Source organism: Phocoenobacter atlanticus subsp. cyclopteri (assembly GCF_018343795.1).
In the GTDB taxonomy this organism is placed as follows: Bacteria; Pseudomonadota; Gammaproteobacteria; order Enterobacterales; family Pasteurellaceae; genus Phocoenobacter; species Phocoenobacter atlanticus.
Map to the genome: position 1 here is coordinate 1652125 of NZ_CP074346.1, position 13168 is coordinate 1665292.

Here is a 13168-nt window from a genome sequence, read left to right on the forward strand (position 1 = left end):
GTCGGTTGAGAGTATAATAACGAAGTTTTATTATTTTATAAAGTCAATCAAACAAAAGAGGAATAAATGGCAAAAGAAGATTGCATTGAAATGCAGGGTACAATTTTAGAAACCTTACCAAATACGATGTTTCGTGTTGAATTAGAAAATGGACATATTGTGACTGCTCATATTTCTGGAAAAATGCGTAAAAATTATATTCGTATTTTAACAGGAGATAAAGTCACTGTTGAAATGACCCCATACGATTTACAAAAAGGTCGTATTACTTTCCGTGCAAAATAATTTATTTATGGTTAAAAGACGGAAGCTCAACGCTTCCGTTTTTTATCTGTTAATTTAGGAATAGTTAAATGAATACTCAAGAATTTCATCAAATTGTTGAACAAACTTGGCTCACCATTGAAGAACAACTTGAAGAACAAGATTGTGATGTAGATTGTGAAATGCACGGTTCAGTGATGGAAATTATATTTGCTGATAATTCACAAATAGTCATTAACAAACAAGAAGCGATGTTAGAGCTATGGCTAGCGAGTAAATTGGGTGGTTTACACTTTAAATATCAAAATGGACAATGGATTGATCGTGAAGGTCATTCTTTTTGGACTCACCTTGAACAAGCTGTGAAAAAACACGGTGAAATCGTTTCTTTTCAATAATGACTAATCCTTTAATGATCAAAGCCAAAAATATTTTACATAGTGTTTTTGGCTACCAATCTTTTAGAACTGGGCAACAAGAAGTTATTGAGGCAGTATTATCTAATAAAGATTGTTTGGTTATTATTACCACAGGTGGAGGAAAGTCCCTTTGCTATCAAGTGCCTGCACTATGCTTAGAGGGGATCACCTTAGTGATCTCACCTTTAATTTCATTGATGAAAGATCAGGTCGATCAACTTTTAACAGACGGTATTGAAGCCGCTTATCTTAACTCAACTCAAGGCTTTGAAGAACAACAACAAATTGAACAAAAAGCAATATCTGGAAGACTAAAATTACTTTATATTTCTCCAGAAAAAGTGATGACCAATAATTTTTATCACTTTATTTCCCATTGTAAAATTAATTTAATTGCGGTTGATGAAGCACATTGTATTTCACAGTGGGGACACGATTTTCGTCCTGAATATACCTTGCTTGGCGGTTTGCGAAAAACCTTTCCAAACATACCGCTTATGGCACTTACCGCAACAGCGGATCCAGCTACTCGTGCTGATATTATTACCCATTTACAGCTTAACGATCCTCATACTTACTTGGGTAGTTTTGATCGCCCTAATATTCGTTACACTATTCAAGAAAAATTTAAGCCACTTAATCAGTTAGCCAAGTTTTTAGACAAGCAGCAAGGAAAAAGTGGCATTGTTTATTGTGGTAGTCGTAAAAAAGTAGAGAGTATTACGGAAAAACTAGCCTCTCGTGGTATCAAGGTAATGGGCTATCACGCCGGAATGTCAGTGCTTGAGCGATCTACCGTACAAAATGCCTTTCAGCGAGATGATATTCAAGTGGTCGTTGCAACGGTAGCTTTTGGAATGGGAATTAATAAATCTAATGTGCGTTTTGTGGTACATTTTGATTTACCTCGTAGTATAGAATCTTACTATCAAGAAACAGGGCGTGCAGGACGTGATGACTTACCCGCAGAGGCAATGCTATTTTACGATCCTGCGGATTATGGTTGGCTACAAAAAGTCTTATTGGAAAAACCTGAAAATGAACAACGTAAGATCGAACAGCATAAACTGAATACCATTAAAGATTTTGCAGAATCACAAACTTGTCGCCGCTTAGTATTACTCAACTATTTTGGCGAATTACGTCAAGAACCTTGTAAAAACTGTGATATTTGTTTAGATCCACCTAAAAAATACGATGGCTTAGTCGATGCTCAAAAAGTGATGTCTGCAATTTATCGAACAGGTCAAGTATTTGGATTACACCATATTGTGGGTGTGCTTCGAGGCTTAAATAATCAGAAAATTAAAGATCATCACCACGATCAACTTTCCGTATTTGGCATTGGTAAAGAAAAAAATCAAGAATATTGGATCAGTGTTATTCGCCAGCTTATTCATTTAGGGCTGATTAAACAAAATATAATGGAGCATTCTTCACTACAATTAACCAAAAATGCACGTCCATTTTTACGAGGCGAAGAACCACTTGCTCTTGCAATGCCTCGCTTAGGTATTTCAAGTAGTACGATACTATCAACCAAAGCAACTAATCGTCGTTATGATAAAGATCTGTTTGCCCGTTTACGCTTTTTACGTAAACAGATTGCCGATAGGGAAAATATTCCGCCTTATATTGTGTTTAACGATGCCACCTTACAAGAGATGGCAGAATTTACGCCTCAAACCCCTAATGAAATGTTAGCCATAAATGGGGTCGGTGAACGTAAATTAGAACGTTTTGGTGAGGCGTTTATTCAGTTGATTAAAGCACATCTAGATAATCGCTAATAATCTAACTCTTCTTTATACAACTCATAATCCGTTTTCAGAGCCTCTAGTAATTCTACAAAATCATCAGGCAATGGTGCGTGCCACTCCATTATTTCTTTCGTTATTGGATGCTCTAAGCGAAGCATTGCTGCGTGCAGTGCTTGACGTTGGAAATCACGTAGCACAGTTAAAAATTCTTCACTCGCACCTTTTGGTGGGCGTGGACGTCCGCCATAAACTTGATCGCCTAACAATGGATGAGCAATATGTGCCATATGCACACGAATTTGATGGGTTCTCCCCGTTTCTAAGCGTAAACGTAAACGTGTATGATTACGGAACTTTTGCATAATACGATAGTGAGTAACCGCAGGTTTTCCCATTGGGTGTACCGCCATTGCAATACGTTTGGTTGGGTGACGAGCCATTGGTTCATCAACTTTTCCACCTTGTGTCATCACACCACTGGCGATAGCTTCATATTCACGCGTAATACGGCGTTTTTGTAATGCTGCGACTAAATGAGTTTGTGCGGGAATGGTTTTTGCAACCACCATTAAGCCTGTGGTATCCTTATCTAAACGATGTACAATACCTGCACGAGGGACTTCAATAATCGCAGGGTGATGATGTAACAGTGCATTTAACACCGTACCGTCTGGATTGCCAGCACCAGGATGAACGACAAGACCTTTAGGTTTATTAATCACCAAAATATCTTCATCTTCATAAACAATATCAAGTGCAATATTTTGTGCTTCAAAACGAACTTCATCTTCCATTTCAGCAAGAATTTCAATCTCTTCTCCACCAAAAACTTTTTCACGTGCTTTATTTACAATTTTACCATTCACTTTTACACGATCATTATCAATCCACGCCTTCAAACGAGTACGAGAATAATCGGGAAAACTTTGTGCTAATGCTTGATCTAAGCGAGAACCGATTAAATCTAATGAGATTTCAGTTTTTAATGTAATTTCTTGAGCCATTTAAATTCCAATTTATTGTATTATTAAGTGATGTTCTATAAAATAGAACAAATGAACTTAGCGAATAATAGCAAGTCTAACAAAATTATACATTAACTTTAGGTAAATTTATTATGCAACAATTAAAATCATTGTCTTTCATTATTTTAGCAGGAGTATTGCTAACAGGCTGTTCAAGTTCAAAAAAAGACTTTGAAACTCTTCCTTATCAAACTCTTTATAACAAAGCACAAACTTATTTAAAAGACGAAAATTACAGTTCTGCTATTCGGTATTTAGAAGCCATTGATGGTAATTTTAAATATAATGCTCATCGAGCACAAACACAATTAGATTTAATGTACTCTTATTATCAAACTAAAGAATATTACAAAGTCATTGAAGCTGCAGAGCGTTTTGCTCGCAACAATCCAAATAGTACAAAAATGGATTATGTTTATTACCTTGTAGGATTATCGAATGTGCGTTTAGGCGATAATTTTATTCAAGATTTCTTTAAAGTTAATCGTTCTTCTCGAGCCATTAAATCTACACGTGATGCCTATGGAAATTTCCAAGTTATTGCGAATAATTTCCCTAATAGTAAATATGCTGCTGAAGCAAAACAGTGGATGGTCTATTTAAAAAATCGTCTTGCAGAACACGAGCTCGAAATTGTTAAATACTACCAAAAACGTGAAGCTTATGTTGCTATTGTAAATCGTATTGAAGAAATGCTTCGTTATTTCCCTGATAGTAAAGCAACCATTGATGCACTTCCTTATTTAAAAAATGCATTTGAGAAAATGGGAATTAAAGACTCCGCACAAAAAACAGCAGACCTAATTAAATCTACTGAAAAACAAAAATTTAAAACGCCAAAAAAACCAGCATATAGAGAAAGTTTTTAAGCGGTCACATTTTTAAACTTTTTTACAAATTTTTATTTACACTCCCCCTCTTTCATTAATGAAAGAGGGCTTTATTTTTTAGGAATAACAAACTGACAATGAGAATTTTAGGAATTGAAACCTCGTGTGATGAAACCGGCATCGCCATTTATGATGAACAACAAGGGTTGATTGCCAATCAACTTTATAGTCAAATTGAAATGCACGCTGATTATGGTGGCGTTGTACCGGAACTTGCCTCACGGGATCATATTCGTAAAACATTACCTTTAATTCAAGCCGCTCTTGATGAAGCCAATTTAACGGCTGATCAAATTGATGGTATTGCTTATACGGCTGGACCAGGTTTGGTCGGTGCATTATTAGTGGGTTCAACCATCGCTCGTTCATTGGCTTATGCGTGGAATATACCTGCACTTGGCGTACATCATATGGAAGGACATCTACTCGCTCCAATGCTCGAAGAAAATCCTCCTGAGTTTCCTTTTATTGCATTGTTAGTTTCAGGGGGACATACTCAATTAATTAAAGTTGAAAATGTGGGAAATTACGAACTGCTTGGTGAATCTATTGATGATGCTGCAGGTGAGGCCTTTGATAAAACAGGGAAATTGCTTGGATTAGACTATCCAGCAGGTGTTGCACTCTCAAAATTGGCAGAGCAAGGTACAGCAGAACGTTTTAAATTTCCTCGCCCTATGACAGATAGACCTGGATTAGATTTTAGTTTTTCTGGTCTAAAAACAGCAACCGCTAATACTATTCATAAACAGATTGCTGAACAAGGTATATTAAACGAACAAACTCGTTGTGATATCGCTTATGCCTTCCAAGATGCCGTTGTAGATACCTTGATGATTAAATGTCGCCGAGCATTGAAACAAACAGGTTATAAACGTTTAGTGGTCGCTGGTGGAGTTAGTGCCAATAAACAACTTCGACACAACCTTGCAGAATTGATGAAAAAGCAACAAGGCAACGTTTTTTACCCTCGCCCTGAATTTTGTACAGATAATGGTGCGATGATTGCTTACGCTGGTTTTTTACGCCTTAAAAATGGTGAGCAAAGTGATTTAAGCATTAATGTAAAACCACGTTGGTCAATGACAGAATTAACATCAATCTGATTCTTTACGCTATAACATTATTCCTAAGCTAAAAATAAAGTTAGTGATTAAAGCTAAGCCTGCCATTTGCCCCAATAAAGGACGAAGTTCGCAAGGATCTTGATGACGATAAACGGTTAAAGCGTGCTTAACTAATAACGGCGTGGTGATAAGGAAAAGAAAACCTTGCCAAGATTGTTGCGTTAAAATTGCAAAAATTAAGTAACAAGTGACCGCTAGTGTTAATAATAAGATATGATAAATACAGCCTTTTTTTGATCCTAAACGTACAATAATCGTATTTTTTCCTGCCACTTTATCTTGATGAATATCCCTTAGATTATTGATATTGAGTACTGCAACTGAAAGTAATCCACAGCTAAAGGCAGGAAGAAAAATAATCATTGATAAAGAATGAACCTGTAAATAGAATGTTCCAGATACGGCTAAAAAGCCAAAGAAAACCAATACAGAAATATCGCCTAACCCCATATATCCATAAGGTTTTCTACCAACAGTATAAGTAATTGCACAAATAATCGCCAGCACACCCAATACACCAAAAACAACCAGATCCTGCCACGACTGATAAGCATAAATAATTAATGTTAAACCGCTAAGTAAAGAAAGCCCTATTAGTATATAAATCGCTTTTTTCAGTTGCTCTTTGGTAATTTCACCTTGTTGAATGGCTCTTAATGGACCTATACGCTCAGCAGTGTCAGAACCTTGAATATGATCACCATAATCATTTGCAAAGTTAGAGAGAATTTGCAATAACAGGGTAGTTAAAAAAGCCAAAAAAGTGGTAATACCATTAAATGCACCGACCGATGACGCTAATGCTGAGCCAACTAAAATAGAGGCTAAAGCTAAAGGCAAGGTTTTTGGACGTGCGGTGCTAATCCAAATAGAAAGTGTAGAGAGTTTATTCATCGTCATTGTGGGTTAAAATTTTATTTATGATTTAGTTTCCTTATAATGAGCTATTTTATTATAAAATGACATATTATTTTTTAATTTTTTAAAGGAAATTGACGATATGATGGAACTTCAACCAATTACGTGCTATCCAGTGGGAATTATTCATACGCCTTACGGTGAAAAATTTTCTGTGCCACGCCAACCTAATTTAGTGGCTGAGGGTAAGGGGATATTGCGTTTACTTCCTCCTTACAATACAGAAGAGAGTGTTCGAGGACTCAGTGAATTTAGCCATTTATGGTTATTATTTCAATTTCATCATATTCCACAAGGTAAAGTACAAACCACAGTGCGACCTCCTCGTTTAGGGGGTAATCAACGAGTGGGTGTATTTGCAAGTCGCTCTACTCATCGCCCTAATCCCATTGGTTTATCAAAAGTGACATTAGAAAAAATCGACTATAAAAATGGAGACGTGTTGCTCTATTTAGGCAGTGTGGATTTAGTTGACGGTACGCCAATTTTAGATATTAAACCTTATCTCGCCTATGCTGATAGCGAAGTCAATGCCAAATCTGGTTTTGCACAACATAAACCTACCCCAAAATTAACCGTCACCTTTACGCAAGAGGCGAAACAAGCGGTCACATCTTGTCAAAAATTTGCAAAATATCAGATCGATGATCCGATTGCATTTATCCGAGACGTTATCGCACAAGATCCACGCCCTGCTTATCAACAAGGTAAACTGACTGATCGAGTATATGGAATGTTACTGGCTGAGTGTAATATCCGTTGGAAAATCGATACGGAAAATCCTTATCAGGCAATAGTGGTTGAAATTAAAAATACCCAAAATTTCAAAAAATAACAGCAAAACAACAAAAATAAACATATTTTTTATTAAATAATGGTATTTTTTGTAGAAAAAGTGTGACATTGATCACATAATTACTAATTACTAATTACTAATGGGAAAATTCCGATCTATAATCGGTCAATCTTTTTATTTATTCTTTATAATCGAATAGGGAGAGACTATGCCTATCTTACTCACTCGTATAGACAATCGTTTAATTCACGGACAAGTTGGAATGACTTGGGTAATGACCCTTCAATCTAATCTTGTTGTAGTCGTTGATGATGATGTCGCAGAAGATCCACTTCAACAGCAACTTATGGCAAGTGTTTTGCAAACCTCAGGTGCTGGTGTGCGTTTTTTCAGTATTGAAAAAATGATTAACGTTATTCATAAAGCTTCAGATCGACAGAAAATTTTTATTGTTGTTCCAACTCCAGAAGTTGCTTGGAAGCTGATTGAAGGGGGTGTACCGATTGAAGAAGTGAATATTGGTAATATGCACTTTTCAAAAGGAAAAACACAATTAAGTAAAAAAGTCTATGTTGATGAAACAGACTTAGACTATTTACACAAAATCCGAGATTATGGCGTTGAGCTGTATATACAGGACGTTCCCGGAGATAGTAAGGAATTTATTAAATAATTTAACTCATCAGATTAAGGAGAAAATTATGGAAATTACTTTGTTACAAGGGATTGGAATTGCCATAATGGCTTTAATTGTTGGTATTGATTTTTGGTTTGAGGCACTTTTTATTTTTAGACCAATTATCGTTGCCACTTTAACAGGTACCATTTTAGGTGATTTACAAACAGGTTTAATGGTTGGTGGTTTAACTGAACTTGCTTTTGCAGGTTTAACACCAGCAGGAGGCGTACAACCACCAAATCCTATTTTGGCAGGTGTAATGGGAACGGTACTCGCTTATACCACAGGATCAACCCCACAGGCTTCTATGGCTTTGGCTTTACCATTTAGCTTTTTAATGCAATATATCATTTTATTCTGCTACTCGGCATTTACTATTTTTATGGTTAAAGCTGATGAAGCGGCTGATAACGCAGATGTACAAAGTATTGCAAAAATAAACATAACCACTACTGCAATTATTGGATGTATTTATGCCATTGTTGTGTTCTTATGTGTTTATATTGCTCAAGAACCAATGAAAGTGTTTGTGAATAGTTTACCTCAATGGCTTACTCACGGATTTGAAGTAACAGGAGGAATTTTACCAGCAGTTGGTTTTGGTATGTTATTAAAAGTATTACTCAAACTGGAATATGTTACTTACCTCATTATTGGATTTGTAATGGCGAGTTTCTTAACCTTCTCAAACTTACTTCCAGTAGCAGCAGTAGGGTTTGCTCTTGCAATGTTAATGTATAACATTGGTAAAGAGCGTAGTCAGATATTATCCAGTATTAGTACAATCACACGAAAAGTGGAGGACGAAGAAGATGGAATCTAATAAAGTTATTACCAAATCAGATATTACCAAACTTGCTATTCGTTCATCATTTTTGCAAGCAAGTTTTAACTATGAAAGAATGCAATCTTGTGGTTTTCTATACTCACAATTACCTTTGTTAAAGAAAATTCATAAAGATAAAAAAGATCTTTCTGATGCAATGAATGATAATTTGGAATTTATCAATACCCATCCAAACCTTGTTGGCTTTTTAATGGGATTACTTGTTTCATTAGAAGAAGCAAAAGAAAAACGAGCTACAATCAAAGGGCTGAAACTGGCATTATTTGCTCCTTTAGCAGGGATTGGTGATGCGATATTTTGGTTCACCTTGTTACCAATTATGGCAGGGGTATGTGCTTCTTTGGCAATGTCAGGTAGCGTACTTGGACCCATTTTATTTTTTGCGGTTTACCTTGCCATTTGGCTATTACGCATTCCTTTAACCCATCTTGGGTATAATTTAGGAATAAATGCTGTTGAACGCATTAAGAAAGAGTCCGATATTATCGCAAAAGGGGCAACTATTTTAGGGGTCACTGTAATCGGTGGTTTAATTGCGTCCTATGTCCATATTAATGTTATCAGTGAGATAGTGGTCAATGCTCAAAAAACCGTTTCTGTTCAAACAGACTTTTTTGATAAGATTTTTCCAAATATTTTAGGATTAGGCTATGTATTAAGTATGTATTATCTGCTTACTAAAAAACGTTTTAATCCTATTATGTTGATTGCCATTACATTTGGGCTTTCTATTCTATTATCCTTTTTAGGTATTTTATAATTAAGTTAAGTAAAATTAAAGTAAGTTAGTAATAACTTTCATCAAAGCAAATCCGATTTATAGGGCAGTCTCCCCTATAAATCGGATTTATTTTTCATCCCTTTGTATTGATTACCCTAACGCTCTCGCTCCCTCGCTATCAACCTTACAAATATGTACAAAACCCGAATCATTTTGTAAATAGTTATTTTCAAGGTAACTGGATAATCTATAAGCATCTTCAAGGCTTGAAGCAATTGCATACATCGTAGGACCAGAGCCTGAGATACCCACAGCCAATGCGCCGAGATCTTTAGATTGTTGGCGTATGGTAGCAAAGTTTGGTAATAGTTGCTCACGGTAAGGCTCAGCAATCACATCTCGCATCATTTCTGTGGCTAAAGCCTCCTGTTTAGTATGGCAAGCGTGGATAAAGCTCCCTAAATAACGAGCTTGAGCGACGATATCTTGACGTGAATAATTTTCTGGTAAAATGGCTCGTGCTTTCGCCGTAGAAACCTTTATTCCGGGATAAGCGAGTATCCAATACCAATTTTCAAAAAAAGGTAAAGATTGACAAATACTCCCTTGTCCGTCAACCATTAGCTGTAAACCACCTAAATAACAAGGTGCAACATTATCATAATGAATACTGCCTGAAATTCGTCCTTCTAACTGCCCCATCATTTCCAATAATTCCATTTCAGTAAATGGATTGTGATGAAATTGGTTAAGCGCCACTAATGCCGCAACAATAGAACAGGCACTCGACCCTAATCCTGAACCAATTGGCATATTTTTTTCTAAGGTTAAACGTAGTTTTTTAACCTTTCCACCTCGTAATTTTAACCTTTCACTAAATAAAACATAGGCTTGATAGACAATATTTTTTTCTCGCTCTTTAGGTAATTTTTTAACAAATCGCCCAACACTTTCAAATTCAAAGAGAGTGTGACAATCATCAATTTCGACCATATCTCCAAGTAATGAACCATCTATTGGAGAAACGGCAGCACCTAATAAATCAAATCCTACACTGATATTTGCACTGGTTGCAGGTGCATAAATTCGTAATGCCATTGCTTTGCTCCTTATCTTAATGTACGTATCTTAATGTACGTAAAATATCGGCAAAAATACCTGCTGCGGTGACATCATTACCCGCTCCATAGCCACGTAATAACAATGGAATTGGAGAATAATAGTGGGTATAAAATGCCAGTGCATTCTCACCATTTTTCACTTTAAATAGTGGATCATCACTATCTACTGCTTTGATTGACACTTTACATTTACCGTTATCTATTGATCCAACATAACGCAATACTTTATTACAAGCGGTGGCTTGTTCAACATTTTTTGCAAATTTTTGATCAAGTTCGGGTAATAATTGTAAAAACTCTGACGTTGATTTTCCTTGTGCAAAACCTTGTGGTAGTATGCCTTCGACTTCAATATCTGCCAGTTCTAAAGGTAAGCCAATTTCACGTGCTAAAATTAATAATTTACGCGCAACATCCTCACCCGACAAATCATCACGAGGATCAGGTTCTGTAAATCCTTTTTGTTTTGCCAATACCGTTGCTTGCGAAAGGGTTAAACCTTCTTCAAGTAAACCAAAAATAAAAGAGAGTGAGCCTGACAAAATACCCTCAAAACGTTGTACTTCATCACCTGCTGCAAGTAAATGTTGTAAGTTCTCAATTACGGGCAACCCTGCACCCACATTCGTTTCATACAAAAATTTATGATGGCTGCGACGTGCATTTTCACGCAGTTGTTGATAGTACGCATAATCTGATGTATTGGCTTTTTTATTTGGTGTCACCACGTGAAAGCCCTCTTTTAATGCTTTTGCATAGAGATTCGCCACCACTTGCGACGTGGTACAATCCACAAAGACGGGATTAACAATATGGTGTTGTTTCACAAAAGCTAATAAGGTATCAAAATCTGATGATTGTGTCGCATTAGCAAGTTGTGATTGCCAATTTGTCAGCGCCACACCATCTTTATTAAAAATGGCTTTGCTTGAATTTGCCAACATACAGAGATTAATTTCAATATCTTTATTCGCAAGGTAACTTTGCTGATTTTTAATTTGTTCAATTAAATTTGCTCCTACTCCCCCTACACCAAATAAGCAAAGGTTAATCACTTTTTTATTGCTAAACAGAATTTGATGCGTAGCTTTTACCGCTTCAACGGCTTTATTCATTGGTACAACCGCAGAAATAGAACGTTCTGATGAACCTTGAGCAATAGCAATAATATTGATATTTACTTGAGCAAGTGCAGAGAAAAAGCGAGCAGCTAATCCTTTGACGGACTGCATTCCATCTCCGACGACTGACACAATAGATAGATTTTGCATTACCTCAATAGGATCGAGTAACTGTTGAGATAGCTCTTGTTCAAATTCACTTTCTAATGCTGATAAGGCGTTATTTGCATATTTATCCGCCACACAAAAACTAATACTGTATTCTGAAGAGGATTGAGTGATTAAAATAATAGAAATCCCTGCACTAGACATCACAGAAAAAATACGTGCAGCCATTCCCACCATTCCTTGCATACCAGAACCTGAGACGTTAAACATTGCCATATTATCAAGATTAGTAATCCCTTTTACCATTACATTATCATTGCTAATATGCCCAATGGAGGTGCCTTTTCCTTCAGGATTGGCGGTATTTTTAATCACACAAGGAATTTGCTGGGCAACCAATGGTGCAATGGTTCTTGGGTGGATCACTTTTGCACCAAAATAGGCTAATTCCATTGCTTCTTGATAGCTCATTGTTTCTAAGCAAATCGCATCAGGTACCAGACGAGGATCACAAGTATAGACACCATCAACATCTGTCCAAATTTCGCAACGCTCTGCGTTTAAACAAGCACTTAAACAGGCAGCGGAATAATCTGAACCATTGCGTCCTAATAAGACCAGTTCTCCCTGCTCATTGCCTGCAGTAAAACCTGCCATTAACACTAAATTTTTATTAGGAATAGCCTTAACATCAATACGTTCCATTGATTTTGCAATATCCACAGAAGATTCTAAATAATCACCTCTTGCAAGCAAGTTTTTAACAGGATCAATATTTGTGACCCCATACCCTTTTGCTTCAAACCAGCCTTGCATTATCGCAATAGATAATTTCTCACCTCGACAATGTACTGTGGCACTCATTTTATCTTCACATTTTCCTGTTTTGATAATTTCATCTGCTAAGTATTTAATTTGAGTTAATTCCGTATTAACCAAAGAAAGTAATGCTTCACGATCTAATTTTGCATTAGCTTGATATAATCCTTCAATAATCGCAAAAAATATGACCTCTAACTCTGTTAAACAAGCGGTCACTTGTTGCTGATTTTTTGCATTTTCTATAATTGCGACTAAATGATTAGTGACTTTTGCTGGTGCGGATAATACAACTGCAGCTTGATCACTTAAATGTGCATTTTCAATAATATCAGCAGCTTGCATAAAACGTTGTGCATTAGCCAGTGATGTACCCCCAAATTTAAGAACTCGCATATTTTTTCCCTCATTATTTTTTATAAATTTAGTTATAAAAAAACCCGCTTGTTAGCGGGTTTCTTATTTATTGTTTTGTGTAATTTTTTATTCAATTATTAAAACGCAACAACCCGCACTATGTTTCCATAATGGTAATGGTGGTGGTAATAATTGT

The 13168-nt window shown here is 36.2% G+C and carries 13 protein-coding genes; 9 read left to right on the plus strand and 4 right to left on the minus strand.

Going from position 1 to position 13168, the window contains the following annotated elements:
* The first annotated feature begins 66 nt into the window (after positions 1–66).
* The 3 genes from infA (at position 67) to recQ (ending at position 2473) form a co-directional block, all read left to right on the plus strand.
* Positions 67–285: a translation initiation factor IF-1 gene (gene infA / locus KGI96_RS07965; RefSeq protein ID WP_211599070.1), complete on the plus strand. Its 219-nt coding sequence runs from the start codon at positions 67–69 to the stop codon at positions 283–285.
* A 68-nt stretch (positions 286–353) separates the two neighbouring features.
* On the plus strand, positions 354–662 hold the full coding sequence (gene cyaY, locus KGI96_RS07970) for an iron donor protein CyaY (RefSeq protein ID WP_211599071.1): 309 nt from the start codon (positions 354–356) through the stop codon (positions 660–662).
* Positions 662–2473, plus strand: a complete 1812-nt coding sequence (gene recQ, locus KGI96_RS07975; protein WP_229577149.1) for an ATP-dependent DNA helicase RecQ — start codon at positions 662–664, stop codon at positions 2471–2473. Before cyaY ends, recQ begins: the two co-directional genes overlap by 1 nt.
* Here the strand turns inward: recQ and rluD are convergent.
* Complete coding sequence (rluD, locus tag KGI96_RS07980; protein ID WP_211599072.1) at positions 2470–3447, minus strand: 23S rRNA pseudouridine(1911/1915/1917) synthase RluD; 978 nt, start codon at positions 3445–3447, stop codon at positions 2470–2472. The genes recQ and rluD overlap by 4 nt on opposite strands.
* A gap of 113 nt (positions 3448–3560) precedes the next feature.
* On the opposite strand from rluD, the gene KGI96_RS07985 reads away from it, so the two are divergent.
* Both KGI96_RS07985 and tsaD read left to right on the plus strand, forming a co-directional pair.
* Positions 3561–4337, plus strand: a complete 777-nt coding sequence (locus tag KGI96_RS07985; protein WP_211599073.1) for an outer membrane protein assembly factor BamD — start codon at positions 3561–3563, stop codon at positions 4335–4337.
* 98 nt (positions 4338–4435) lie between these two features.
* The gene (gene tsaD / locus KGI96_RS07990; RefSeq protein WP_211599074.1) at positions 4436–5464 is read left to right on the plus strand and encodes a tRNA (adenosine(37)-N6)-threonylcarbamoyltransferase complex transferase subunit TsaD; all 1029 of its coding nucleotides are present in this window, start codon (positions 4436–4438) and stop codon (positions 5462–5464) included.
* Positions 5465–5473: 9 nt separating this feature from the next.
* Here tsaD and KGI96_RS07995 read toward each other — a convergent pair whose 3' ends face one another.
* The gene (locus KGI96_RS07995; RefSeq protein WP_211599075.1) at positions 5474–6379 is read right to left on the minus strand and encodes a 1,4-dihydroxy-2-naphthoate polyprenyltransferase; all 906 of its coding nucleotides are present in this window, start codon (positions 6377–6379) and stop codon (positions 5474–5476) included.
* Between the two features lie 106 nt (positions 6380–6485).
* Here KGI96_RS07995 and tsaA point away from each other — a divergent pair, with 106 nt between their 5' ends.
* The 4 genes from tsaA (at position 6486) to agaD (ending at position 9485) form a co-directional block, all read left to right on the plus strand.
* Positions 6486–7238, plus strand: a complete 753-nt coding sequence (gene tsaA, locus KGI96_RS08000; RefSeq protein ID WP_211599076.1) for a tRNA (N6-threonylcarbamoyladenosine(37)-N6)-methyltransferase TrmO — start codon at positions 6486–6488, stop codon at positions 7236–7238.
* A gap of 169 nt (positions 7239–7407) precedes the next feature.
* Positions 7408–7872, plus strand: a complete 465-nt coding sequence (agaB, locus tag KGI96_RS08005) for a PTS galactosamine transporter subunit IIB (RefSeq protein ID WP_090920488.1) — start codon at positions 7408–7410, stop codon at positions 7870–7872.
* A 28-nt stretch (positions 7873–7900) separates the two neighbouring features.
* Complete coding sequence (gene agaC / locus KGI96_RS08010; RefSeq protein WP_211599077.1) at positions 7901–8701, plus strand: PTS galactosamine transporter subunit IIC; 801 nt, start codon at positions 7901–7903, stop codon at positions 8699–8701.
* A complete protein-coding gene (agaD, locus tag KGI96_RS08015) occupies positions 8691–9485 on the plus strand; it encodes a PTS galactosamine transporter subunit IID (RefSeq protein WP_090920479.1) in 795 nt (264 codons plus the stop codon). Before agaC ends, agaD begins: the two co-directional genes overlap by 11 nt.
* Positions 9486–9596: 111 nt before the next feature.
* Here agaD and thrB read toward each other — a convergent pair whose 3' ends face one another.
* Together thrB and thrA are read right to left on the minus strand one after the other, a co-directional pair.
* Entirely contained in the window at positions 9597–10544 is a 948-nt protein-coding gene (gene thrB / locus KGI96_RS08020) for a homoserine kinase (RefSeq protein WP_211599078.1), read from the minus strand.
* A gap of 16 nt (positions 10545–10560) precedes the next feature.
* A complete protein-coding gene (gene thrA, locus KGI96_RS08025) occupies positions 10561–13011 on the minus strand; it encodes a bifunctional aspartate kinase/homoserine dehydrogenase I (protein ID WP_211599079.1) in 2451 nt (816 codons plus the stop codon).
* Positions 13012–13168: the final 157 nt, after the last annotated feature.